The following is a 24,428-nucleotide window of genomic DNA, read 5'->3' on the forward strand; positions in this document are numbered from 1 at the left end:
GAATGTAATAACAACAGAGAGGATTTGATACAATGCTGGGTGTATTGGTGGGACTCACCGTCCTCGCGGCGCCGCCTGTGGCCAACGGAGAGACGGAGATACTGAGCGTCGAGGTCGAGGCCCCTGAGCTTGGGGCGATGCGGCGGAAGGCGTACTTGAGCAGCCGCATGAGCGCCGCCGAGCTGAGCGGGACCATCGGTGCGGATCTCGTGCGTGCGATGGGTCAGGTCGTGCTTGACAAGGCGGTCCAGGCCGGATGGGAGATGACCCGGCGCGAGCTGATGAGCCTCGCCAAATGCGGCGATAAGCGCGGGAGGGCGCGGGCGGCCTGCGCGAAGGACGAGGACGACCCATGGATGCCCACGACCTATCGGGTGCTCGAGTCGAGCCGGCTGCAAGACCTGATGGCCCAGCCGGAGACGCTGCTGCGGGCGGTCCTCGGCGACTGGTTCGATCACATGCGCCCGGGGCACGCCTTCGAGCTGGTGGGGCAGACGCTCGGCGGCGTCTCCGTCGAGCGATTGATCCGCGCCTGGCGCTCGAACGGGAAGTCGGGGCTGAGCTCGACCGCGGTGACGGAGATACGTGCGGCGATCCTGAAGGTCGCGGACAAAAACACCTGCGAAGCCCTTACCGGTGTGGTCGACAAGGCGCTGTGGGTGGGAGCCATGTGCGTAGCCGCGACGAGATCGGCGCAAGCCGCCATCCGGGGCTCGTCGCCGTCGGGCGTCGTCGACAGCAGCGACGCCGCGGAACCGGGCGCACTGACCTCGTGCCAGAATTTCGACAGCTGGATCGATCAGTGCCACTTCGCGGCTTCGGACCGGGAGCTCGTGGTCGCCGCGCTGCGCGCTCACGCAACGGTCTTCGAGTTCGGCGGAAGAGCCAAGTGGTGGCGCGACGCGATCAACCTCGTCTTCGAGCTGGCGAAGATCGACCCTGCGAAACTGGCCGCGGACAAGGTGACAGAGCTGGAGCAGCGCCGGCAGCGCGTCGAGTGGATGCAGGCGGTGATCGTCGGGCTCCTCGACGAGGACTGGACCCGAGTGGCGGGCGGAGCGACCTCGATCGTGGCGGATTGGATCCTGACGATGAAAAAAACCGCCGCGACGGCCGAAGAAGCCTCCGAGGGGGCCGACATCGGCAAGAACACGGAGAAGGCCGAGGACGACAACTCGTCGAACTCCGCAGACTCGCAGGCCGGTCTGGAAGCGTTACAGAAGGTCGTCGGCTTCCTCGCAGGGATCGGCCGGTACGCCGCGAGCTACAGCGAGAAGGACAGTGAGGTCGCGGCGCAAGCGCGCAAGGACGCGATCGCCGATCTGGTCTCGCGCATGGCCAGTCGGCGCGAGCGGACCCGGGGCGCGGTGTTCTCGCTCGGAGGTTCGTTCGGGTTCGTCGCCGGTGTGCGCTCGGAGGTGGCACCGGACAGGACCAGCAACCTCGCGCCGGCCAGCCCCATCCACCTCGGCCTGGGCCTCGGGGTCGATACGTATCACGGGGCGAGGAAGACCCGTTCGGTCGGGTTTCACGGCGAGGTGTCGGTGCTCGATCTTGGCCAGTACGTCGCGTTCGAGAACCGCAAGCTCGACCTCAAAACGCCAGAGCTGGCAGCCTCCCTGGCGCCGAGCATCAAGCTCGGCATCCGCGTCGCCCTGCGCGAGACGCCGCTGTTCCTGGCCCTGTTCGGCGGATTCAATCCGTTCCTCCGCACGAAAGCGGCCGACGCGACCGATGGCAACATGACGTTTACGCTCGGGGCGATGTTCGGCGTCTACGTTCCGTTCCTCGACTTCAACTGAACCAGTGCTCGACCTGCGTCTGGCTCGGCCCGCGGGGTCCTCGTGCGTCCGAGCGGGTTTGCCAACGCGGCCTTCACAATGACCCCTGGCCGATCTTGTGGTACCTCCGACGAAGAGCGCCTGAATGACTGATTCCAGCGAAGAGTCCCGGATCGCCCTCGCGCTCGCCGACATCAGCCGCGCGTATCTGTCGCAAGGCGAGTTCGCCGCGGCCGAGACGACCCTGCGCCAGTGCATCGACGCGAACGTCCGGCTGCTCGGCACGCCGCGGCACGCGAGCGTCGCGGCGCTCCTCGACATGCTGGCCGTCGCCCTGGTGCAGCAGGGCAAGAACGAGGAGGCAGAGGCGATCTTGCGCGAGTGCGTGGCGATCAAGGTCGAGGAGCACGGCGGGCCCGCGCACGAGGAGGTCGCCCACTCGCTCCACGGACTCGGCGAGGCGCTGTCGCGCCAGGGGAAGTTCGAGGAGGCCACGAAGGTCTTCCACGCGAGCCTCCACGCGCTGCATCAGGCGACCGGAACGGAGTGGCCGGCGGACGCGGGCCCGACGCTCCAAGCGCTGGCAATGACGCACGTCCAACTCGGCCAGTACGTACAGGCCGAAGAGGCCTGGCACCGCAAGGTCGAGCTCGGCGAGCGGCTGCACGGCACGATTGCCAACAGCGAGACCCTCTCGGCGCTCGGGATGCTCGCCCAGCTGTGTCTGCGCCGGGTCCAGCGCCCCGCGGACGCGCTGCGGTTCAGCACCGGAGCGTGGCAGGCGGCCCTGGCGGGTCAGCTGTGGGAGCACGTCCTGCAGATCGGCCCGGTGCACCTCGCGTGCCTCGCGGGCAACGCCCAGCCGGTAGAAGCCATCGAGCAGGTGGTCCGCGCCCTGATCGAGGTGATCGACCGCTTCCACGAGGGACACCCGCTGCGGTCCCACGCGATCTCCGAGTTGCAGCGGCTATACCCCGGACCAGGGGCCGCGAGCGGGTAAGACGCGCGCCAGTCACTCCGAGTTTCATGAAGGCGTCGACGACGCCCTATTTAAATAAACCCGAGGCCCCGCGGCAGGAACCCGCACGCGGGACGCCGGCCCGCCGCTTTCTCTACTTCGGCGACGGCGGATAACAGATGAAGCAGGCGCCGCAGCTCGAGTACGGCGTCTTGGTGCCCCAGGCGATCTTGTTGTTGCAACAATCGTAGCCGTACTGGCCCACGACCGTGGTGCGGCTGGCGTCGCTGTAGTAGGTGCAGTTGCTCGCCGCATCCACCGAGGAGGCGCCATACAGCGCGCCCACGGCGAAGAGGGCCAGGAAGAGGACGGTGCGTCCAACTTTGTTCATGGGTCGCTCCTTTTGAGTGTGCCGGACGTCGCGCCCGGCACACCCAGCTTATCGCAAATCAGCGAAATGCGAGCGACAGAATGTGGGTTCACCGCACCCCAAATGTCATCACGATCTGGGGCTTGTCTCGCCAGTGCGGCCGCCCCCGAACCGAAAACTCTCATGCGCTGGCAGCGAATGGCACGCGACGTCGATCACCGAACTCGCGGCCGCCTCGCGCGGACTCCGCGGCGCAGTGAGGTTTCCCGAGGCTTGCGATTGGCAGCGGCCTGAGCGTTCGCCGAGCCACGAATGACCCGGGCGCAGCAGCTCCTCGTATCACCACACCTCGGGCGGGAACGCTCCATTCGCCGTGTTCGCAGCCTCGACGAATTACCTCAGCGCCCGCGCCGGAGCGCCTCGATCAACGCCGGGTGGATGAAGTGCATCTCGCGGTAGTTACCGGTCTCGCGATAGACCTCGCGGCCCGCAGCGTCGATGAACAGGTGCGTCGGATAGCCGTTGATCCCGACCATCGAGCGCCAGCCGTCGTCCCTGGCGATCGGCGCGCGGAACCCCGCGGTCCCGTGCAACGCCGCGATCCCGTCGGGGTCGCTCGTCACGACCACGAATTGCACGTCCTTGCGCCCGCGATAGCGCTGTTGCAGCTTCGCCAGCTCGGGGGCCTCGAGCCGGCACGCGGTGCACCAGGGTTCGGTCGCAATCACCACAGTCACGCGCCCGCGCAAGGCCTCGCTCGAGATCCGGCCGCCGCCCCGCAGGTCGAGCTCGAACGGCGCGAGGGGCTGCGGCGCCGCAGCTCGCGCGGCGAGTACCGCGGCGATCCGTTCGTCCTTCCGTTCGCGTTCCAGCCGCGCGATCGTGCGGTCGAGATCTTTCGCTTTCCCGCCACGGGTAAGCACGAGTTGCTGGAGGCGCTCGCGGCACGCTCGCGCCGGCGCCCCTTCCTGCACGATCGACCGCGCGAGGATCTGCTCGGCCCGATGCACCTCGCCGTCGCGTTCGGCCAGCTCGGCCGCCAACAGCGCGATGTCGGGGTGCGTCGGCCACAGCTCGTGCGCCCGCGAGGCGTCCGCGCGCGCGTCCTCCACCCTGCCCGCGCGCAGCTGCACGAGCCCGCGGGCGTGGTGGGCGAGCCCCCGCATGGCCCGCCGCAGCTCCTCGAGTTCGCCGGGCGTGGCCACCAGAGCGAAGCCGGGAGGCGTATCGTCCGCGAGCGCGAGGGCCCGCTCGGCCAGCTCGCGCGCCAGCTCGAGGTCCCCGCTCCGCTTCGCCAGGAGCACGGCCGCCTGGGCGTCGTACGACGCTCCGAATGGCGCCGCCAGCACGGCGCGCGCCACGGCTTCGACCCGCTGCAGCGGCGCTCGCGGATCGCACTGCAGAAATTCGATCAAGGCCGCTGCAGTCGAATTGCGCAGAGACAGGTCGCGCAGCCGCGGCCTGTCGAAGAATGCGTCGACGGGCGCGCGTGCCTGCGCCAGCTCGTCCGCCGGCGGCAGCTCGCCCCTGGCGAGCGCCATCCTGCACCCCCCCACCGCGCCGAACACCGCGACGAGCTCCGAGTCCCAGCGCTCGACCGCCCGCACGTCGGGGAAGCGCAGCCGCACGTCGTCGTAGATCGCCTGTGCGGCTTCGGTCGCCCCGAGCTGCTGCAGGCCGTCGACGAGCTGCGCGAGCGCCTCCGGCTCGGCGCGATGACGGTCGGCCAGGGCCACGAGCTCGGCGATCGCCGCGGCCCGCAGCGAGGCGTCCTGGCGCGCCGCAGCCACGCGGGCCCGCGCTCGCAGCACCGTGAGCGCAAGGACGTCGGGGCGCCGCGCGAGCGCCCGCTCGACGAGCTCGAGCGCCGCGTCGGCGCGCTGGACACTCAACCATCCCTCGGCCGCTCGCGCGACTGCCAGCGTCCCCGAGGGCGCAGTCTGCTCGGCCTGGGCGACGAGCGCCTGCACTTGCTCGTGGCTCGGTCGCACCGGCAGCGGCGCGGCGCTCAGCCGAAAGAAGGTCATCCCGATGCGCTTCGCGTGCACGAAGTCCCGCACGCTGTCGGGCAGGTCGGGCAGCGCCGCGAGGGCTGCCAGCCCGTCCTCGTCGCTCTGCAGCTCCAGGACCTGGGCGTGCAGCCACACCGCGTCGGGATGGTCGCCGAGGCGAGCGCGGGCCCCCGTCACCAGCGCGGCCAGCTCGCGCCGAGGCAGCTTGCCCGCCTGCTCCTGGGCGCGCAGCAGGAGCGCCCACCCGGACCCTTCCGGGAGCGCCGCGCGGTGCCTCGCCAGCGCCTGGGCATCGTTGTCCGCCAGCGCGGCCATGGCTGCGAGCCAGTGCCAACGGTCGTCGCCGGGGCTCTCCGCCGGCTGCGCCCGCACCAGCGCATTCGCGGCCTCCACGCGCCCTTCGAGCAGCAGGTCGCGCAGCGCATCGGCCGCGCGCGCGCTCGCCTGCGAGTGCTCGCCCGCGCGAGGCTCCGCTGCCGGTCGCTCCGTCGCCGGCGGAGCCGGCCGCGCACACGCGAGGCCGACGACTGCGAGCACCACCAGAGTGCGCAACGATCGGAGTCGCGGCCCGGAACACCTGATCATGTTTTCACCATCGAGACGGAGCGGCTCTCGCATGACCTGGCCAACGCCGAGAGGATGCCGCGGATCTCCACGATTTCACAAGCCGTCAAAGACCGGGCCATGATAGCCTTTGGCCTCGCCCGCCAGGCTCGGCTCGGCCATGAATTTGCGTCCTCTCCGCTGGCCCGACGACGCGCCTCGGCTGCAGGTCTTCGACGCGTCCTACAGCACCTCGGCCCTCTTCGTGCCGGAGGTCGTCGACATGTCCGTGGTATTGCGCGAGACCGGCCTGGCCGTCCCCTTCCACAAGACCTACGCCCCCGAGACGCTGGTGGAAGCCGCCGCCACCGCCGCGTTCGCCGTAGCCACCGAATCGACGAATGGCATTTTCGAGGGGTTCGCGACCGTGCAGCTGCAACGATGGAACCGCAGCGCCGAGCTGAGCGCCTTGTTCGTCGCGCCGGGCAGTCGTGGTCGAGGCCTCGGCCGTACTCTTCTGGCCGCCGCTCTGGACTTCGCCCGCAGCGAGCGCGTGCGCTGCTTGACTCTCGAGACCCAGACCAGCAACGTGCCCGCGATCCGATTCTACCAGCGCATGGGCTTCCGCTTCTGCGGGATCCACACCGCCCTCTACGACCCCGCCGCGGTGGCGCCGGAGGAGGTCGCGGTGTTCTTCACCTACGCCCTCGACGTCCCGTGAGCACGCGAATGCCATGACTCGAGCGGCCGTCGCCTGCTCGCCTGATCTCGCGAATGGCAGCACCGCGAATGGACGCGCCCTCGGCACCCGCGCCTGCGTCCGACAGGGCCGCGCCACCCGACTGATCTTTGAGCAGATCCGCCTGCCGAGCGGCAGCGACGGCCCGCGAGGACGGCCTGCGCGTGCAGGCGGTCCTCGCCGGGCTCGACGGGCCGCGCGTCGGCGCGCTGGACGCGGCGCTCGCGGGCGTGTGCGGTGCCCAGTGCCTCGCGCGAGCGCTGCCGGTCGCACCGCCGCTCGCCCTCGCACGCGAGCCCGCGGGCCGGCCGGCGGGCGCAGGAGGTTCCCCGATCATCCTCCCGCACGCATCTGTTACGCTGTCTGGCGTCGACTCGTCCGTCGAGTGCGACAGCGGGCGCCAGCGATGTTCAAGATCCGCGCGGACCAGGCCGACACGCTCGCCGACGACGATCTCGTGCGTCGAATCATCGCTTACTTGCAGGTCCGCATGCCGGACAAGATCGCCAGGCACGACCCGTTCGACCTGCGCGCGGTGATCGTCCACTGCTTCGAGATCGCCCGCTCCTACGCGATCCACAGCGAGCGCGGCCTGTTCACCTTCGTCATGGACATGCTGGCCGTCGGGCCATGTTTTCACGTGCAGCCGAAGATCCAGGCGATCCTCGATCAGCGCGACCTCGACGAGCAGGTCCGGCTCGACCGCATCGTCGACGACGTCGACGACGCCGCGTGGGAGGAGGCCGCGCGGATCACCAACCCCGCGGCCTACTGGGACGACGTGCTGGCCGAGGCCGACAAGACGAGGAGATAGGCGATGGGCGCGCGCGACACTGCGAGAGGGGTCCAGGGCGAGTCACAGGCGTTCCCGGCGTCGCGGCCGGGCGCGACCTGTCCGTGCCAGAACCCGGGCCGCAAGCTGCGGGCCGGGGTCTTCTTCGACGGCACCAACAACAACCGGGCGCGCGACGAGCCGCGGCAGGGTCACACCAACGTCGTCCGCCTGTTCAACGTCTTCAAGGACACCGCGACCGCCGACGAGCGCTACGTCAAGCAGTACATCGACGGCGTCGGCTCGATGGACACCGACGCGCGCCAGCGCCAGGCCGAGGCCGAGCGGGCCGCCGTCCAGGACCGGTGGTTCGGCGCCCGCTGGACCGCCGCGGTGACCAGCCGCGGCTCGCAGATGGCAGACACCGGGGCCAACGTCGCCGGCATGGCCGGCGGCCTCGGCGGTGAGGAGCGGCTCAATCGCGCCTACTTCTGGCTGCGCGACCGCTGCGGCGAGCTGCCGCTGCAGGCGTGCAAGACGGTCGACGTGTTCGGCTTCTCGCGCGGGGCTGCGCTCGCGCGCACCTTCGTCAACCTCGTCAACATGGCGCTGCGCAAGACCCAGCCGCACGTCACCGTCCGCTTCGTCGGCGTCTACGACACCGTCGGCTCGTTCGGCCAGGCCGGCGACGACGCGAACCCCGGGCAGAACCTCTACATCGACGCCACCGACTCGATGGGCGTCGCCCACTACACCGCGCGCCACGAGTACCGGCAGAACTTCCCCCTCTCGGTGATCCCAGGCGTCGACCGCGAGTACCCCGGCGCCCACTCCGACGTCGGCGGCAGCTACCCGCCGAGCGAGAACGGCAAGGTCAACCACCTCGCGTTCATCCCGTTCCGCGACATGTACCAGGTCGGCAACCGGTGGCACATGTGGAAGTCGAGCTGGACCACCCAGCTCCACGGTCTCGCCACCGCCGAGGTCCAGCCGCTGAAGGTCCGCTCGGACCAGCTCGCCGGCCCCGCGACCAAGCCGCTGAACACCCACGAGCGCCTGAACGCCCAGCAGCGCGAGTTCTTCAACCTGTACATCCACGAGTCCGCGGTGAGGCCGCGCGGCTGGGTCTCCGGCCTGTGGAACGACGGCGTCAGCGGCCACCTCACCAACGTCGGCAACCAGTTCGACGAGTCGGGCGCGCGCCGCGAGTTCACGCATCGCCGGCTGAGCCTGACCGCCGACCCGCCGTCCTTCCGCTGGCGCTGACGCCGAGCCCGGCAGCCCGCCGATTGTGGGCAGTGGCGATCCTCCATTCGCTGGTGCCCGGATCCTCCCGGCAGGTCCGATCGACGTCGGATGAATGACAGATCCGCGCATCGGCCGGCGGCCACGAGCCAGGCTTTCGGACCGCGGTTCCGGTCGGCTGACGGAACCGTCGGCAAGCAGCCACTGATCACTGCAAGCACTCCAGCAGCGCCGCCCTCGATCGGGCAGTCGCGCCGCTGTGCCCGCTCTTTTTTCCCCCGGAGATTCGTATGACCAGGCTTCCAGTATCGTCGTCCCCGCGGCGGCTCGACCTATCCCTCGACGCGCTCGTGTTGACCGTCGGCCTCGGGCTGTTCGCCGCCTGCCCCGGCGAGAGTCCAGGCGACACGACTGCGACCGCGGGCGACCCGGAATCGACATCCACCTCGCAGGGCGACCCGGAGCCCGAGTCCACCGGCCCGACGAACACCGCGAGCACCGCCGACCCCACCGGAGAGTCGACCGCACCGCTCGGCCCGGACTCCGAGACGAGCTCCACCTCCGGCAGCACCACCGACGAGACCAGCACCACCGACGAGACCAGCACCACCAGCGAAACCACCTCGGGCAGCTCCACCTCCGGCAGCACCACCGACGAGACCGGCACCACCGACGAGACCACCTCCGGCACCACGGGGCAGCCGATCGACTGCGCGCCTGACCTCGCGGTCCTGCAGGGCTCTTATTCGATCGAGAACCAGCTCGACGTCGAAGCGCTCGCCGCCTACAAAGAAATCACCGGCGACCTGACGATCCACGCCCCCGGCCTGGCCAGTCTGGCCGATTTGCAGTGCCTGCAGCGGATCGGCGGCGATCTCGACATCCGGGAGACCGCGCTCCCGAACCTGGACGGCCTCGACAGCCTCGCGGAGGTCGGCGGCCAGCTCCTCATCGAATACAACTACCAGCTCGCCGACCTGCACGCGCTCGGCAACCTGACCTCGATCGGCGCTCAGGCGCAGCAATTCGGCCACTTCAAGCTCCGGGGCAGCCCTCTGCTCAAGGACCTGACCGGGCTCGGAGCGCTGAGCTTCATCGGCTGGAGCGTGCACATCACGGGCAACGGCCTCGAGACCCTCGCGGGGCTCGGCGCGACCAGCGTCATGGGCGAGGTGCGCGTCGAGCACAACGACGACCTCGTCGACGTCCTCGGCGTCGCCGAGTTCATCCCCACCAGCACCATCTACTTCCTTCACAACGAGAAGCTGTGGTGCGGCAACGCCGAGATGGCGCTCACCTTGATGAAGGCGAACGGCTTCAAGGGCGGCATGTTCCTCGACGACAACCTCAACGGTTGCGGAGACCTCTGACCACGCGTGTCAGCGCCGCAGCTCGGACGAGTACCAGCGCACGACGTCCTCGCCGCGCTCGTAACGCTCGAGCCACTGCGCGGCGAACTCGGGCAGCGGCTGGTCCTCGGGGTCGTGGTTCGGCATCTGCGATTGCAAGATCCGCAGCGACGCGGTGCGGCGCTCGCTCGAGGGCACGCCGGCGAAGCTGTCGGGCAGCGCGGCCGATTCCCGCCCGAACATCGTGCGCAGCTTGTGGCGCAGCTGGAAGCTCGGCAGCAGCACGCGCGCGTCGATCTCGCGGTCGGCGAGCGGGACGTGGGCGTTGAAGCCGGCGATGATCACCTCCAGCACCCGGTTCATGTGCAGCACCACCGACGGCAGGATCGCCAGGCGGTAGGCCTCGCCGCCGCCGAGCGCGCGATAGACGATCAGGGCCGAGCTGCGGTGCTCGACCTCCTCGACGAAGTGCCACAGCAGCATCGACGCGACCCGCTCGTCGCCCGGCCGGAACAGCCGCTCCTCGTTGTCGAGCAGCAGCTTGAAGGTGGGCGTGAAGGTCGCCTCGAGATCGGCGATGTAGGCGAGGTGATACTTCAGCGACCGGGTCTCGAGCAGCGCGTCGAAGCAGCCGATCGCCTGGTCCAGCATCTGCTGCAGGCCCGGGTACTTGCGGATCAGCGCCTTCAAGTGCTGCCGGTGGACCCGCGCGTGCTGGGCCTCCTGGCGCAGGAAGGCGTCCGCCTCGGCGGCGACGAAGTGGTCGGAGATCTGCGGCATTACCTGCCGCACCGCCTGCACGATGTATTTTTCGAAGGCGATGGCGATGACGCTGATCATGTTCGTCATCAGCGAGAACGCCGGGTTGTGCCGGTTCCACAGGAACGGGACGTCCCCGTCGAAGTCGAACTGCACCCGTCGTACCTGCAACGTGGTCATGCGTCTGCTCCCGGCTCGATGCATTCACGGGCATCACTCGCGCCCGGAGGTATCCAGGCTACGCCGCGCGCGCGGGTGCGACAACGCGCAAGTTCACGCGGACCGCGGCCGCGCGGCGACTCGCGGCCTGACCTGGGGTCTGTCGGCCCGTCTCCAAACGGGCCGGCGCCTGCGGTTCACGCCCCGGAGTCGCCGCGGAACCCCTGCCACATGCGGTGGAGCCCCGCGATGTCGCTCGAGCAGAACAGCGGCATGGCCTCGTGGAGCCGCTCCAGCGGCCAGTCCCACCACGCCATCTCCAGCAGCATGGCGATCTCCGGGTCCGCGAAGCGCTTGCGGATCGGCTTGGCAGGGTTCCCGCCGACGATCGTGTAGGGCTCCACGTCGCGGGTGACGAGCGCGCGGCTGCCGATGACCGCGCCGTGGCCGACGCGCACGCCCGGCATGAACATCGCCTCGGCGCCGATCCACACGTCGTTGCCGATCACCGTGTCACCGGCCGGCTGGAAGGCGTCGCGCGCCCCCGCGAAGGCCGGCACCTCGGGCATGTAGAAGAACGGGAAGCTCGACACCCACTCGTGGCGGTGCCCCTGGTTGCCGGCCATGATGAACGCGGCGCCGGTGCCGATCGAGCAGAAGCTGCCGATGATCAGCTTGTCGACGTCGGTGCGATCCGGCATCAAATAGAGCGCGCAATCGTCGAACGAATGGCCGTGATAATAGCCGGAGTAGTAGCTGAACCGACCGGCGACGATGTTGGGGTTCTTGACCTGCTCGGTCAGCAGCTTGCCCCGGAACGGGCTTTCAAAAAAATTCATCACAGGAGCTCTCGGTCTCGTCGGACGCGCAGTTTACTCGAAATTTTTAGCCGCCGGGACCGGAGACTCTCCCAGCCGCGGGCGCCGCCTGTCCCCGAGGCCGCGGAGCTCACCGATCGGCGAGGGCGTCGGCGACGACGCGGGACATCGCGGCGATGTCGAACGGCTTGCTCAGGAAATAGCGCGTGTCGATGAGGCGCTCGATCTCTTGCATGTCGGCGTAGCCGCTGGCGATCACGACCGGCATCTTCGCCCCGCGGGCGCGCACGGCCTGGATGAACTCGGCGCCGTTCATGACCGGCATCGCGAAGTCGACGAACAGCAGGTCGGGCGCGGCCTGCTCGACGCTTTTCAGGCCCTCCTCGGCGCTTGCGACCGCGCCCACGCCGTAGCCGAGCGACTGCAGGCCTTCGACCACGGCGCGCCGGACCTCCTCGTCGTCCTCGACCACCAGGATCTCGAAGCGCCGCGCCGGGCGGTCCGAAGCCCGCGGCGGCTCGGCGCAGATCTCGTCGCCGTCGGGCTTGCTCTGCAGGGGCAGGAGGATCTGCACCGTCGTGCCTGCCCCGGGCGCGCTCTCGACCCGCGCCGTCCCGCCGGACTGCTTGGCGAAGCCGTAGACCTGCGACAGGCCCAGGCCGGTCCCCTTGCCGACCGGCTTGGTGGTGAAGAACGGCTCGAAGATCTTGCTCTGCAAGTCGGACGGGATGCCGACGCCGTCGTCCTTGACCGAGATCGCCACGTACTCCCCGGGCGGGAGTTCGCTGCGCGCACCGTCGCTCCTGGCCGCCTGCACGTGGAGCCGGCCGCCTGCCGGCATCGCGTCGCGGGCGTTCATGCTCAGGTTGAGCACGGCCATCTCGAGCTGATTGGCGTCGACGAACGCGTGCAGCTCCTCCGCGCCGGTCGTCATCTCGAGCGTGACGTTCGCGCCGAGCGCGAGCGTCAGCAGGTCCCGCATGTCGTGCAAGACGCCGCGGATGTCGTTGATCCGCGGCAACATGGACCGCCGCCGCGCGAATGCGAGGAGCTGGCCCGTGAGGCGCGCCCCGCGGCTCACCGCGTCCTTGGCCCGCTGGTTGGTGGCATGAATGTTCGGGTCCTCGGTCATCATGTCGACGAGGTCGAGGTTCATGCTGACCACGTGCAGCAGGTTGTTGAAGTCGTGGGCGATGCCGCCGGTGAGCTGACCGAGCGCCTCCATCTTCTGCGATTGGGTCAGCGCCTGCTGGGCCCGTTCGCGCTCGGCGATCTCGGCGGTCAGGCGATCGTTGGCGCTGGCGAGCGCCGCCGTGCGCTGGGCGATCCGCGTCTCGAGCAGGGCGTTGGCCTGATCGACCTCCGCCCGCGCCGCGGCCAGCTCGGCCCAGTGGGTACGCATCGCGTACTGGCGCTGGCGCGCGCGCACTGCCGACTTGGCCGCGCTCGCCAGCGTCTCGGCGTTGAGCGGCCGCTCCAGCAGGAGGAGGTTGCCGAGCTCGCGCAGGGTCGCCGCAATGGACGCGGGGCGGCGACGGGCGTGACGCAGCGCCAGGACGATGAAGGGGAAGTCCGACCACGCCGGTTGACGCGCCACCCACTCGCGGAGGCTGGCCTGCGGCTCCGCGGCGAGGGCCTCCTCGGTGAGGATCGCACACGCGGCCCCCTCGTCGAGCCGGGCGAGCAGGTCGCGTTGATCGGAGCACGCCAAGACCTCCAGCGAGACCGACCGCAGCACCCCCGCCACGACCTCTGCGTCGCGCCCTCGTGGCGTGTAGATGAGGACACGTTGCTCCACGCGCTCAGCCCTCGGACGCCGCGTCTTCGTCCCCGTCGGCCAACAGCGGGCGCGACCCTTGATAATGCGGGACGCCGCCGAGCACGCCCTGGAAGTCGAGCAGCACGTCGCCCACCTCGATGCCCCCGGCCGTCAGACGGAACTCGCGGATCGTCGACTCGTGCGCGTTCGTGCGGCTCTTGGTGACCGACAGCGCCTTCAGCAGCTGCCCGCGCGCCTCGAAGTAGCGGAACAGCAGCATCGAGTCGCTGAGGTAGCTGAGGTCGACGTCCATGCGACCCTCGCCCAGCACGCCGTGCTGCCCCAGGATCAGGATCGTGATGACGCCCTTCTGATTGAGGTACGCGAGCAGCTCGTGCATCTGTAACACCAGGAAGCGGCTGCCCGGCATCGCGTGCAAGTACGCGTTGAGGCTGTCGATGACCACCATCGTCGCGCCTGCCTCCACGGTGTGGCGCACCCCGTGGGCGAACTCTCCGGCCGACATCTCGGCGGGGTCGAGCTGCAACAGCTCCAGCTGTCCGTCATCGACGTAGCGGTGGACATCGATGCCCAGCGCCGCCGCGCGCTGCAGCATGACCGACCGGGTCTCGTCGAAGAGATAGAAGGCGCACCGCTCGCCGCGTCGGAGCGTCGCCTCGACGCACGCGAGGGCGGTCGTGGTCTTGCCGGCGCCGGTCGGCCCGGTGAAGAGGACGCTGGTCCCGCGCGCGAGGCCGCCGCCGAGGATGCTGTCCAGCGCCGGGTTGCCCGTCGAGACCACGGTGTGCTCGACGTCGGTGCGGTGCTCCGCCGCCACCAGCCGCGGATAGACCTCGATGCCGCCGGTGCGGATCTCGTAGTCGTGCTCGCCGCCGCGATACTTGAGGCCACGCAGCTTGCTCACCCGCAGGTTGCGCCGCTCGGGCCCGTACTGGTGGGTGTGCTGCTCGAGGCACAGGACGCCGTGGGCGATGCTGTGCAGCTGCAGATCGTGGTGCGCGACCGTGCGATCGTCCAGCAGCATGACGGTGCAGCCCTTGCGGGCGAAGTAGTGCTTGAGCGCGAGGATCTGCCGGCGATAGCGGAGCGGGTCGTGGGCGAGCATGCGCATCTCGGACAGGCTGTCGAACACCACGCGCGTCGGGTTCTCCCGCTCCAGCGCCCGGATCACGCCGTCGACGGTCTCCCCGAGCTCGACCTCGGAGGGGTGCAGGATCGACTGCTCGGACGCGCCGCCCAGCTCGGCGGGCGAGACGAGCTCGAACACCCGGATGCCCTCGAGCGACCAGCCGTGCGACGCCGCCACGACCTCGAGCTCGCTGTGGGTCTCGGACAGGGTGATGTACAGCCCGACCTCGCCGCGGTCCCGCCCCGCGAGCAGGAACTGCAGACCAAAGGTGGTCTTCCCGGTCCCCGGCGCCCCCTCGACGAGGTACAGGTGGTCGCGCGGGAGGCCTCCCCCGAGGATGTCGTCGAGGCCGGTGATCCCGGTCGGCGCACGCGGCTGCGAGAAAGGCTTTGGAACGGCTCGAGTCATGGCTGAAAACCGGTCGTGTTCGCTGTATGGATGCGTTCGACAGGCGGGGCAACCGGAGATTTCCCTGGTTCCCCCCGCGAGCGAGCCACGGACCCGCTGCTTTCGTTCCTCGCCACATGCGAGTTGGCGCATTTTGCGAGCCGGTCGCGGGCATCGCGCATTCTGGTGAGACGCGGAGAATGCCCGGTGAATTTTTGGGGGGGGTCGAGATCCGCACCCCGTCGATGCACGCCACGACCTGCTGCAACTCGCGTCGCGCAGGCTCGCTGGATGCGCCGACTGTTCGTCGAGGACCCACTGCGCAGCATCATGGATCGCCCCAGCGCCGCATCGGCACCACCGCCCGTCGTCTCCGCAGGCCTGGCGTCGCCGCGGGCGGCTGAGGTATCGCTGTCCGCGTGACCTTCGTCGTCTGCCTCGGACCGTCGCGCCGGGCCGCGCTGCCCGACCTCGACGCGCGCTGGCGCGATCGGCCTCGCCACGGCGATCGCCGGGCGGACGAGCGGGCGAGCGCGGGTCGCCCCGGCGCTGCACCCGATCGCCGCGAATCACCGCCTGGTGGTCTTCTAGCGCCTGATCGTCCAGCCCAGGGAGCTCCGAAATGCACGCGACCCACGATGCGCCGCGCACCGTCCTGATCACCGGCGGGGGCCGCGGGATCGGAGCCGCGACCGCGCGGCTCGCCGCGCGCGCCGGCTATCGCGTCTGCATCAACTACGTCGCCGACGACGCCCGCGCCCGCGAGGTCGTCGCCAATTGCAGGGCCTGCGGCGTCGATGCGATCGCGGTGCAGGCAGACGTCGCCTCGCCCGCGGACGTCGAGCGGCTGTTCGCCGCCTGCGAGCGCGACCTCGGGTCGATCACGCATCTCGTGAACAACGCCGGGATCATCGGCGCGCCGGCGCGGGTCGAGGACGTCGCGGCCGCGACGGTCCACAGCGTGCTGGCCGTCAACGTGGCCGGGGCGATCTTGTGCACCCAGCAGGCGATCCGTCGCATGTCGACCGAGCGGGGCGGACGCGGCGGCGCGATCGTCAACGTGTCGTCGATCGCCGCAGTCACCGGCAGCCCCGGCGAGTACGTACATTACGCGGCGTCGAAGGCCGCGCTCGAGACGTTCACGATCGGCGTCGCGCGCGAGGTCGGCCCGCTCGGGATCCGCGTCAACGCAGTCCAGCCCGGCACCACCGACACCGAGATCCACGCCCGCTCCGGCAACCCCGACCGCCCGGCGATGGTGGCCCGAATCGCCCCGCTGCGCCGGGTGGCCGCCGCGAACGAGGTCGCCGAGGCGATCCTGTGGCTGCTGTCCGACCGTGCGTCCTACGTCTCCGGCGCCGTCGTCAAGGTCACCGGCGGCCTGTGAGCCGGAAAAACATGTCTCTTCAGACATGTCCTTTCCATCATCGAATCTCGCCCACGACCGCGGAGCTCGGCGCTCGTGATCCGGGCGCCGTCGCCCGGCCCGCGCGTGCGCTTTCGCGCCATCACATGGCCTTTGGGACATGAGCGGCGCCGGCTCCGACGCAGCCCGTGTCCACCGTGCCCACGATCCGTCGCGCCCGCATCGTGACAGCGGGCACGGGGCGCCGCGCGTCGGGGCCGGCCGTCCCGTGGCATGATGGGCGCGTATGTTCGCCCGCCCCGCTCGTGCAGGTCTCGTCCTCGTCCTGGCAGCTTGCGGTCCGGCTCCGGCCGAGCCGACCACGACGGAAGGCGGCAGCACCTCCGGCGAGCCTGGCACCACGGTCGACGACGCCAGCGCCACGTCGCCCACCACCGGCTCGCCCTCTGGCTCGACCAGCGACGACGACACCACCCCGACGACCACCACGACCACGGGCGACACTCTCACCGAGCCGTCGACCGTGACCGGGCCGGACACGACCACCGGCGGGCGCGACTGCACCGTCGTCGAGTTCGCGGACGCCAACCTCGAGGAGAAGGTGCGCGCGGTGCTCGACCTCCCCGAGGGGCCGATCCCCGGCGACGTCCTGGCTGCGCTGCCGCAGCTCGGGATGCAGAAGATGAACACCGGGCCGATTGTCGACCTCGGCGGGCTCGAGTGCGCCACCGGCCTCACCGGCCTCGCGCTGCTCGGATATTCCGAACTCGGCGACGTCGGAGTCGCACCGCTCGCCGCGCTCACCCAGCTCGAGGGCCTCCGCCTCACCGGCACCGCCATCACCTCGCTCGCCCCGCTCGCAGGCCTCACGCAGATGCAAGACCTCGAGCTTTACGACAGCGTCTCCACCGACCTCTCGCCGCTCGCGGGATTGACCGGGCTTCGGCGTCTGGTGCTCGACGAGACGCCGATCGCCGACCTCTCGCCGCTCGCCGGCCTCGTCGCGCTCGAGCAGCTGCACCTCGAAGCCACGCTCGTCACCGACCTGTCGCCGCTCGCGGGCCTCACCGCGCTGCGCGTCCTCGACGCCAGCAAGACCCCCGTCGCCGATCTCTCGCCGCTCGCCGGGCTCGTGGCCATGGAGGAGCTCTCGCTCGGCAAGACCGCGATCACCGACCTCGGCCCGCTCGCAAGCATGAGCGCCCTGCGGGTGCTCGACATCAGGTCGACCGCGATCGCCGATCTCTCGCCGCTGACCGGCCTGCCGATCCACGAGCTCTCCGCCGCGAATTGCCAGATCTCCGACCTCGCGCCCGTCGCAACCTGGCCGACGCCGCACTTCCTCAGTCTCGACGATAATCAGATCGTCGCTATCGCCCCGCTGCTGGCGACCGACTGGCTCGTCGACGAGTTCAGCTGCGGCATGGTGGGCCTCACCGGCAACCCGCTGTCGGCCCAGGCCGAGCTCGACGCGGTCACCCTGTGCGACACCACCCTCGTGCGTGTGACCGCCGGCGACATCATGTGCGGCGGCACCCCCGGCTGCTTCATGCCATGACCGAGAGGACATGTCCTCTCGGGCATGCAATGAATGGCGCGCGCCGTCGCGCTGGCTCAGGGGCTCTGCAGCTGGCCCATGAGCCAGTAAGGGCCGACGCACGCGGCGTCGAGCGGCGCCTTCAGCTGCCCGCGCAGCGCGTCGTTCAGCTCGACCTGGCCGCCGCCGGTGCGCAGCGGCTCGCCGACGCGGGCGACCACCTTGCCGGCGCCGTCGACGATCTCCACGCGATCGCCGGTGCGGCGCGCAGTGTAGCCCGGCTGCCAGATCAGCAGGTGACCGAGCTCCTTGCCGTCGGGGCTGACGCGCAGGCAGCCGGATTGCTCGATCAGGGTGCCCGAGAGCAGCGCCTCCATGAACGCATCGCTGGCCTCGCGCAGCTCCGGCAGGACGGGCACCGCTCCGGCCGCCGCGGGCGGCTGCGCGGCGGGCGAGGGCACGGGCGTGGGCGTGGGCGCGGGAGCAGGCGCAGCGGCGGGCGTCGGGGCCGGGCGCGAGCCGGCGTCCTGGGCCGGCGCGGAGCAGGCGAGCGCGAGGACGGGGCCGATCATGGAGAAGAATAGTTTGGCACGCACGCGGTGGTTGTCGCATGTCGGCGACACCGTCCACAATCGGGGTCCCACGCATTCACGGCGCCGCGCGGATCGGCGCGAGGTGGAGCGCACGCACTGGGCGTGCGCTCGCGGGGACCCCGAGGTTCGCCGGCCGTGCTGCATCGAATGACCAAACCCTCGGAGCAGCCCGAAGGCGGGACACGGCGAACCGCTCCGGGGTTGACGCAGGCGATTCACCACGGCGGAAGGCGCGAGCCCGGCCACCGCGGTCCGCACATTTGCGCCTCGCACCGAATCATGCGACTCGGCGACGGCGACGCAGCGCCAGGAGCGGGAGCGCCAGCGCGGTGAGCCAGCCGCCGCGCGGATCGGCCACGCAACCGCAACCGGCTTCCCCGCCCGCGCTCATGCCTCCGGAGTCGGACTCTTCGCTCGACGTGTCGCTCGACTCCCCGGGGCCGCTGGTCGGCTCCCCGGGGCCGCTGGTCGGCTCCCCGGGGCCGCTGGTCGGCTCCCCGGGGCCGCTGGTCGGCGCCTCGGTGTCGCTGGTCGGCGCGCCCGTGTCGCTGGTCGGCGCGCCCGTGTCGCTGGTCGACGCGTCGGTGTCGCTGGTCGACTCGCCGGTCTCGCTGGTCGACTCGCCGGTCTCGCTGGTCGTGGTCTCCTCGTTGGGTTGGCAGGCGCCGGCATCGCCGACGAGCCGCGGGAATGGACCGTCGACGAGCCCCTGGAAGTGGAAGTTGTCGAGCGTCCAGCCGCTCTGGCTGAGCAATGGATCGGTGGCGATCCGGAAGCGAATGCGCATGGTCTGGCCGGCCAGCGCCGTGCCGAAGTGGATGACGACGGGGCTCAGCTGCGGATAACCCAGGCTCGTCTTGACGAAGGCCGAGCGAAGGACGAGCGGGTTCTCGGCGCTCTGGATCTTGCCGCTGTATCCGACGTCCCCGACCTGGGCGGCGTCGTACCAGGTCTGGCCGTCATCGGAGGACAGCTCGATGACGCCGCCGTCCCACGCGATGCCGTAGACGGCGTCGAAGGCGTAGGCGTGATCGAAGGCGAGCGAGAAGTCCTGGTCCCCGGCGACCGTGAAGGCCGGCGAGACGAGGGCGGTGTCGGTCGGGGCGCCGAGGTTCTTTCCGTGCCAGGCGTGGCCGTCGGGCCCGGACTCGCGCGTCCACACGGATGCGCCGGCGTCACCGGTAGGAGTCCAGGCGGAGGCGGCGACCTCGACGTCGTCCTCGCTCGCGCCGGTCGGCGCGACGTCGGCGCTCAGCGTCGCGTGCACGATCTGCTCGACGGGAGCCTCGCACCCGCCGGGCGCCGTCAGTCGCACGCGCAGCGCCACGCGCGTCGGCTCGGTGATGCCGGGGTCCAGCGTGACGGCGATCGTGTACGGGCTCGTCTGCTGCGGCGCGAGTTCGGGCAAGGTGACGACGGGCCCGTCTGGGAACACCAGGCCCGGCGGCGGCTCGACGATCTCGACCGTCGCGCCGGCGGCGAGCGGCACGACGCCGCCGTTGTAGACCTCGAACGCGACCCGACCGGTCTCCTCGTCGTCGAGGATGCCGTCTTGGTCGCACGAGACGACGCTGTCGTCGAAGTTCGCGCCGAGCAGCACGCCGCGGCCGCGCAGCTCGTAGTCCTCGACCACGCCCTCGAGGGTCGTCGAGAACCTCGGCGGCGACTCGGCGCAGGTGCCCGCCCCGCGATCGGCGAAGGCCGCGGCGACCGCGAGCATGTCGTCCTCGCTGGTGGCGGCGATCGCCATGAGCAATGCGTCGCGCTGCTCGGTGAAGGTCGGCTCGTAGGGCGCGAGCATCATGCCGGCGACGACGTAGTCCGACATCCTGCGCCGGACGGCCTCGAACCCGATATCGTCGGCGTGGAGCTCCTGCAGCGCGACGTAGCTGTCCCACAGCATCTGCGCCCACACCTGCCCCGCGTTGTGCTGCTGGCTGTTGGGGAAGCCGGTCGGGCTGAACAGCGGGCCCTCGGGCAGCTGCACATCGTCACCGATGTGGCGGAACGTCAGCGGATTGACGGCGAAGTCGGTCGAATAGACGTACTGGCGCCAGTTCCAGTACTGGGTCGGGTCGATCGAGGACCAGGGCGAGATGTTGAGGGCGCCGTGGAGGTCGTCGCCCTCGCGGATGCTCATCAGCAGGGCGTTGAAGTCGCCCCACCCCTCGCTCGCGGCCAGACAGGTCGGGCTGCCCCACTCGACGAGGCGGTTGTGCAAGTAGTGGCCGAACTCGTGCGCGATCACCTGCGAATCGAGGCCCGCGTCGCGGGTCGGGCCCGCCTCCGCCGCCATGTGCACGGTGAGCGCAGGACCCTCGAGCGCGTCCTTGAGCACGTCGCCTTCGGCGAGGGTGAGGCCGAGGGTCGGGATGTTCGGGTTCGCGAACGAGAGGTCGTCGAGCGGCACGACCGGCTCGTCGGCCGCGACGTCGTCGGCGATCAGCACCCCGACCGCGCCCTTGTCGAGGATGTTCTTGGCCTGGGTCTCGAAGATGCACTCGCCCCGGTCGACGAGGACGATCTTGCCCGCCACGTCGTTGATCAAGGGCTCACAGCCGTCGCTTTCGTTCGCGCCGGCGCCGTCGTCGCCGAGCACCAGCGGCGCGGTGACGTCGTAGACCGCGGGGCCGAACTCGGAGACCTGCCCGTCGAGCACCAGCCCCAGCGGATCCACCGACAGGTCGCTGAGCTTGCGGATGCCGTCGAACAGCCGCAGTCGCAGGCGCGGCGAGACGCCGTCGAGCGTGAGCGACATGCTGGCGTTGTTGCGCAGGCCGACCTCCCACCCGTTCAGGACCTCGACCAGCATGGGATCGTCGTCCTCGCCGCCGCGCCCGTAATTGTCGAGCTGCGCGTTGCCCGTCGCCTCGACCAGGCCGGAGTCGTACCACCAGTCGTGCTGCCAGTTGGTGACGTAAAAGGCGTGCGTCAGCGCGGTCATGATCTGCTCGTCGTTGGCCGTGGCCGCCTGCGTGAAGTCGTAGACGCGATCGAACACGCCGGGGGCGGTGACGGTGGCACGAAAGCGGTCGACGACCGGATCGGTGTCCTTGGGATCGATGTAGGTGTCGACGTTGTTGCCGACAGTCTGGGTCGCGTTGGCGGGCAGCCACGGATCGGGGACGCCGTCGGGGTTGGTGTTGAGGCCCTCGACGGTGACGAGCGCGGCGTCCGAGTAGCCGTCCGGGAGGACGTTGGGGAAGCCGGTCGGGTGCGGGTTGAAATCGACGAGCGGACCGTCGAGCGGCCGGCGATCGACCGGGTCGGCGTACACGCGATACTGATGGGCGTACAGGGTGGCGTCGCGGCGCATCAACAACCGGCCGTCGTCGGCGGCGACGACGTATTGAAACACGTCGTCCTTGGCCCCGAGCCGGGTCTGCAGCTCGACGAGGTAAGCGGGGACGAGGGTCTCGCCGAGCGGGAAGTAGATCGGCCGCGCCCGCGCCGGCTCGGCGAATCGCAGGCCCTGGCCGGCCGCGCGCTTCGGACCGCTCGCCGCGAAGCGTCGCCACTGGTTGCGGCCTTCGATCTCGACGAGCGGCACGGTGACTGCGTCGCCGTGGAGGTCGCGCAGGGCCGCCGCGATCGCGGCCTCGGGGGAGGTCGTGAACGGGCGCGCCGCGCCGGGATGCGCACCGGGGTGCAGCGCCCCGGATACGGCCAAAAGGCGCAGCGAACGGTCGAGCAGCAGCTTGACGTCGCCGTGATGGAGGTCGACGCCGCCGACCGTCTGCCGCAGGGCGACAATGATGCCACCGCGCCCGGTGTCGTGGACGAACAGGGTCCGCGCTCCGGCGAGCACTTCAGGCGTCGCCCCATACGCGTCCAGGTGGTGCGCCAGCTGCGAGCGGGCCGCCGATTCGGGGGAGCGCCCAGCCGGCTGCGCCTGCCCGTGGGAGATCCACATCAAGGAGGGCGAGCCGAGCCCGGGCGCGCGGGCAACCGCGAGGCCACCGTGCACGGGAGTCGGCGCCACCTCGGGGGCGAACGCCGACGCGTCGAAATTGCTCCGCTGCCCTACCGGGGCGTCGGCGGCGACCAGAGCGAGCGGCATGACGAATGAAGAGACCAAGCACAGAGTCATGCCCAGCAAGTATCCGCCCGGGCATGCAGTATTGGTCCCTTCACCGAATTTTGCCGTGACTTGACGAGCCGCTCGCGGTCGACAATTCCGCGGAGCGGTGAAACCAACACTGGAGTGACCTTTGGCCGCTTCGCGGTTGCGCAGCGGCGAATCGCGCCGCGCGCACGCTCCTGTGTTTCGTGATTCGTCGTGGTCGGCCGCGTCACGCCGGCTCGCGGAATGAGCGCAGTGAGCTGACGGCTCGCTCGCGGGCAACGATTTCTCCGAGCGGTGGATAGGCGGCGCCACGCTGGCGCCTGGCCGACTTCCCTGGCGAACGGGCCGGCCAGTCGCGCCGCGCGGCGCCCTCGCTCTGTGATCGTCCTGGTCTGCCGCGTCGGCGCGCTCGTGGAATGAGCGCAGTGGGTCGACGGAACCTCGCTGGCGACGATCTGCTGGCCGAGCGCGGCCTGTCGCGCCGCGTCGCGCTGATGGTCCCGCACTTCCTCGTCGCGCCGCACGCGGTCGCCGGCTCCGACCTCGTGATCACCCTCGCCCAGCGGGTCGCCCGCGCCTTCGCTACCCGCCTGCCGCTGACGATCCACGAGCCGCCGCTGGCGATCCCACGGTTCGCCATGCACCTCTACTGGCACGAGCGTCGCCCCCTCGACCCTGCCCATCAGTGGCTCCACCAACCACTGCTGGCGATCGCCAAGGAGCTCTGACCTCGTCGGCGCGCATGGACACCGTGACTCCGGTCTCGCCGGTTCCACCTTCACGCCCCGTTGATTCGTCCAATTGATTCGTCACCGCGGCGCGAGCGAGGCGCTCCCGCGCCGTCACTCCGCCTCGGGCGGATCGCGCAACGCTTCCTCGCTCAGATGCTCGTGTTGCAGCGTGATCGCTTGTAGCGCGCCCGCCCGCCGCTCGGTATCACGTGCCTTCCGGAGCACCCGGTCAGCTTCGGCGGTTTCGCCGCGCTCCTGGAGGTCCCGAGCCATCTGTTCGAGCAACATCACGCATTCCTCGAGCGCCCGGGTCACTTGCCAGAGGCTGTGGTCCACGGCCTCGGTGACACCGGCGAGCAGCGCGCTCTTGCTGAAGGCGTGCCCGGTGTGGCAACGGAACCGAGTCATGGTTCCTTCTTTGAGCTTGACCAGAGCGCCGTGGCACTCGGGGCAGGTGAACGGGCTCAACTCCGTGCACTCCATGATGCCTCGCGCGAATGCATTGCCGCCGGCGGCGACAGCGACCTCGATCTCCATCTGTCTGTCAGGGTCGCGGACAGTCTCACTCGCAGCCGCGGGCCCCTGGCGCGACAGACGAGCGAGCAGGGGTCCCATGTCGCGCGCCGGCAGGGAGTGGTCGATCTCGACCTGCTCCAGCGCGTTCAGCGGCATCGCATTATGAGCGGCATCCTCGGGGTCCTGAACCACCGTCTTGCCGCCGAGCCGCTTGATGCTCCAAAGCCCCGAGGTGCCGTCATCGAGGACACCCGAGAGGACGACGCCGATGACGCGGGTGCGATACGTGTACGCAGCCGAGCGGAACAAGGCGTCGATCGAGGGGCGGAAGCGGTTCTCCCGTGGGCCTTTCTTGACGCCGATCCGGTCGCCGTCGATCAGCAGGTGGTGGTCGGGCGGCGCGACATAGATCTGCCTCGGCCGAATCCTGTCCCCGTCTTGCGGATGGACGGCCGACAGCGGCCCACTCCGGCTCAGGATCTGGGGCAGACGGCTGACTGCATCCGGAGGGACATGCAGGACGACGAAGACGGTGCCCAGGAGGTCCGCCGGCAGCCCCGACACGAGCTGTTCAAGGCTCGTGACGCCGCCGGCAGACGCCCCAACGACGATGATGCTCGAACTTGGTTCCATCACTGCTCCGGGATAGTGTCGTGGATAGGATGGATGCCACCGACCTGCACTCACGCCGTCGCCGACGGCATGACCAGCCGTGGCGTCCGCTGCGCCGCTCTTCGAGCCTGGCGCCCACCGCCGGCCCTGCCAGCGAATGCCGATCCACGGCGACGTGAGTCCACCCCCGGCGCGCCGAGTCGCCC

18 protein-coding genes are annotated in these 24,428 nt (G+C 70.1%); 9 read left to right on the top strand and 9 right to left on the bottom strand.

The genetic code is table 11. The features are described from left to right. Window positions 1–32 precede the first annotated feature (32 nt). Complete coding sequence (locus OV090_RS41930; protein WP_267710500.1) at window positions 33–1,802, top strand: hypothetical protein; 1,770 nt, start codon at window positions 33–35, stop codon at window positions 1,800–1,802. A 124-nt stretch (window positions 1,803–1,926) separates the two neighbouring features. After that, entirely contained in the window at window positions 1,927–2,781 is an 855-nt protein-coding gene (locus OV090_RS41935; RefSeq protein WP_267710501.1) for a tetratricopeptide repeat protein, read from the top strand. A 112-nt stretch (window positions 2,782–2,893) separates the two neighbouring features. Here the strand turns inward: OV090_RS41935 and OV090_RS41940 are convergent, their stop codons facing one another. Together OV090_RS41940 and OV090_RS41945 are read right to left on the bottom strand one after the other, a co-directional pair. After that, entirely contained in the window at window positions 2,894–3,130 is a 237-nt protein-coding gene (locus OV090_RS41940; protein WP_267710502.1) for a DUF6289 family protein, read from the bottom strand. A 377-nt stretch (window positions 3,131–3,507) separates the two neighbouring features. Further along, window positions 3,508–5,706 (bottom strand): TlpA disulfide reductase family protein, encoded by a 2,199-nt coding sequence (locus tag OV090_RS41945; protein ID WP_267710503.1) that lies wholly within the window; start codon window positions 5,704–5,706, stop codon window positions 3,508–3,510. 139 nt (window positions 5,707–5,845) lie between these two features. Here OV090_RS41945 and OV090_RS41950 point away from each other — a divergent pair, with 139 nt between their 5' ends. From OV090_RS41950 to OV090_RS41965, 4 genes are all read left to right on the top strand, one after another. Then, window positions 5,846–6,385, top strand: a complete 540-nt coding sequence (locus OV090_RS41950; protein ID WP_267710504.1) for a GNAT family N-acetyltransferase — start codon at window positions 5,846–5,848, stop codon at window positions 6,383–6,385. A 424-nt stretch (window positions 6,386–6,809) separates the two neighbouring features. After that, window positions 6,810–7,217 carry a hypothetical protein gene (locus tag OV090_RS41955; protein ID WP_267710505.1) on the top strand — a complete coding sequence of 136 codons (408 nt, stop codon included), beginning with the start codon at window positions 6,810–6,812 and terminating at the stop codon, window positions 7,215–7,217. Between the two features lie 3 nt (window positions 7,218–7,220). Next, the gene (locus tag OV090_RS41960; RefSeq protein ID WP_267710506.1) at window positions 7,221–8,441 is read left to right on the top strand and encodes a DUF2235 domain-containing protein; all 1,221 of its coding nucleotides are present in this window, start codon (window positions 7,221–7,223) and stop codon (window positions 8,439–8,441) included. Between the two features lie 269 nt (window positions 8,442–8,710). After that, window positions 8,711–9,790 (top strand): hypothetical protein, encoded by a 1,080-nt coding sequence (locus tag OV090_RS41965; RefSeq protein WP_267710507.1) that lies wholly within the window; start codon window positions 8,711–8,713, stop codon window positions 9,788–9,790. 9 nt (window positions 9,791–9,799) lie between these two features. On the opposite strand, the gene OV090_RS41970 is transcribed toward OV090_RS41965, so the two are convergent. The 4 genes from OV090_RS41970 to OV090_RS41985 form a co-directional block, all read right to left on the bottom strand. After that, window positions 9,800–10,708, bottom strand: coding sequence for a metal-dependent hydrolase (locus OV090_RS41970; protein WP_267710508.1), 909 nt, complete (start codon window positions 10,706–10,708; stop codon window positions 9,800–9,802). Window positions 10,709–10,884: 176 nt separating this feature from the next. Beyond that, entirely contained in the window at window positions 10,885–11,529 is a 645-nt protein-coding gene (gene catB, locus OV090_RS41975) for a type B chloramphenicol O-acetyltransferase (RefSeq protein WP_267710509.1), read from the bottom strand. A gap of 106 nt (window positions 11,530–11,635) precedes the next feature. Next, complete coding sequence (locus OV090_RS51250) at window positions 11,636–13,303, bottom strand: ATP-binding protein (protein WP_267710510.1); 1,668 nt, start codon at window positions 13,301–13,303, stop codon at window positions 11,636–11,638. Window positions 13,304–13,307: 4 nt separating this feature from the next. Continuing rightward, on the bottom strand, window positions 13,308–14,822 hold the full coding sequence (locus OV090_RS41985) for an ATPase domain-containing protein (protein WP_267710511.1): 1,515 nt from the start codon (window positions 14,820–14,822) through the stop codon (window positions 13,308–13,310). A 601-nt stretch (window positions 14,823–15,423) separates the two neighbouring features. Here OV090_RS41985 and OV090_RS41990 point away from each other — a divergent pair. Both OV090_RS41990 and OV090_RS41995 read left to right on the top strand, forming a co-directional pair. After that, window positions 15,424–16,188 carry an SDR family oxidoreductase gene (locus tag OV090_RS41990; RefSeq protein WP_267710512.1) on the top strand — a complete coding sequence of 255 codons (765 nt, stop codon included), beginning with the start codon at window positions 15,424–15,426 and terminating at the stop codon, window positions 16,186–16,188. Window positions 16,189–16,453: 265 nt separating this feature from the next. Further along, window positions 16,454–17,725 (top strand): leucine-rich repeat domain-containing protein, encoded by a 1,272-nt coding sequence (locus OV090_RS41995; RefSeq protein ID WP_267710513.1) that lies wholly within the window; start codon window positions 16,454–16,456, stop codon window positions 17,723–17,725. Between the two features lie 56 nt (window positions 17,726–17,781). Here the strand turns inward: OV090_RS41995 and OV090_RS42000 are convergent, their stop codons facing one another. Both OV090_RS42000 and OV090_RS42005 read right to left on the bottom strand, forming a co-directional pair. Continuing rightward, window positions 17,782–18,300, bottom strand: a complete 519-nt coding sequence (locus tag OV090_RS42000) for a hypothetical protein (protein WP_267710514.1) — start codon at window positions 18,298–18,300, stop codon at window positions 17,782–17,784. A 274-nt stretch (window positions 18,301–18,574) separates the two neighbouring features. Further along, window positions 18,575–22,387, bottom strand: a complete 3,813-nt coding sequence (locus OV090_RS42005; RefSeq protein WP_267710515.1) for a M36 family metallopeptidase — start codon at window positions 22,385–22,387, stop codon at window positions 18,575–18,577. Between the two features lie 401 nt (window positions 22,388–22,788). Between OV090_RS42005 and OV090_RS42010 the strand changes: the two genes are divergently transcribed. After that, window positions 22,789–23,091: a LysR substrate-binding domain-containing protein gene (locus tag OV090_RS42010; RefSeq protein ID WP_267710516.1), complete on the top strand. Its 303-nt coding sequence runs from the start codon at window positions 22,789–22,791 to the stop codon at window positions 23,089–23,091. A 114-nt stretch (window positions 23,092–23,205) separates the two neighbouring features. Here OV090_RS42010 and OV090_RS42015 read toward each other — a convergent pair whose 3' ends face one another. After that, on the bottom strand, window positions 23,206–24,243 hold the full coding sequence (locus OV090_RS42015; RefSeq protein WP_267710517.1) for a chemotaxis protein CheB: 1,038 nt from the start codon (window positions 24,241–24,243) through the stop codon (window positions 23,206–23,208). Window positions 24,244–24,428 lie beyond the last annotated feature (185 nt).

The sequence above is a fragment of the Nannocystis sp. RBIL2 genome (genome assembly GCF_026626745.1).
Classification (GTDB): domain Bacteria; phylum Myxococcota_A; class Polyangia; order Nannocystales; family Nannocystaceae; genus Nannocystis.

Excerpts from the sequence above, each read along its gene's own strand:
- OV090_RS41930 (WP_267710500.1), top strand. The coding sequence starts at position 33 with ATGCTGGGTGTATTGGTGGGACTCACCGTCCTCGCGGCGCCGCCTGTG.
- OV090_RS41935 (WP_267710501.1), top strand. The coding sequence starts at position 1,927 with ATGACTGATTCCAGCGAAGAGTCCCGGATCGCCCTCGCGCTCGCCGAC.
- OV090_RS41940 (WP_267710502.1), bottom strand. The coding sequence starts at position 3,130 with ATGAACAAAGTTGGACGCACCGTCCTCTTCCTGGCCCTCTTCGCCGTG.
- OV090_RS41945 (WP_267710503.1), bottom strand. The coding sequence starts at position 5,706 with ATGATCAGGTGTTCCGGGCCGCGACTCCGATCGTTGCGCACTCTGGTG.
- OV090_RS41950 (WP_267710504.1), top strand. The coding sequence starts at position 5,846 with ATGAATTTGCGTCCTCTCCGCTGGCCCGACGACGCGCCTCGGCTGCAG.
- OV090_RS41955 (WP_267710505.1), top strand. The coding sequence starts at position 6,810 with ATGTTCAAGATCCGCGCGGACCAGGCCGACACGCTCGCCGACGACGAT.
- OV090_RS41960 (WP_267710506.1), top strand. The coding sequence starts at position 7,221 with ATGGGCGCGCGCGACACTGCGAGAGGGGTCCAGGGCGAGTCACAGGCG.
- OV090_RS41965 (WP_267710507.1), top strand. The coding sequence starts at position 8,711 with ATGACCAGGCTTCCAGTATCGTCGTCCCCGCGGCGGCTCGACCTATCC.
- OV090_RS41970 (WP_267710508.1), bottom strand. The coding sequence starts at position 10,708 with ATGACCACGTTGCAGGTACGACGGGTGCAGTTCGACTTCGACGGGGAC.
- OV090_RS41985 (WP_267710511.1), bottom strand. The coding sequence starts at position 14,822 with ATGACTCGAGCCGTTCCAAAGCCTTTCTCGCAGCCGCGTGCGCCGACC.
- OV090_RS41990 (WP_267710512.1), top strand. The coding sequence starts at position 15,424 with ATGCACGCGACCCACGATGCGCCGCGCACCGTCCTGATCACCGGCGGG.
- OV090_RS41995 (WP_267710513.1), top strand. The coding sequence starts at position 16,454 with ATGTTCGCCCGCCCCGCTCGTGCAGGTCTCGTCCTCGTCCTGGCAGCT.
- OV090_RS42005 (WP_267710515.1), bottom strand. The coding sequence starts at position 22,387 with ATGACTCTGTGCTTGGTCTCTTCATTCGTCATGCCGCTCGCTCTGGTC.
- OV090_RS42015 (WP_267710517.1), bottom strand. The coding sequence starts at position 24,243 with ATGGAACCAAGTTCGAGCATCATCGTCGTTGGGGCGTCTGCCGGCGGC.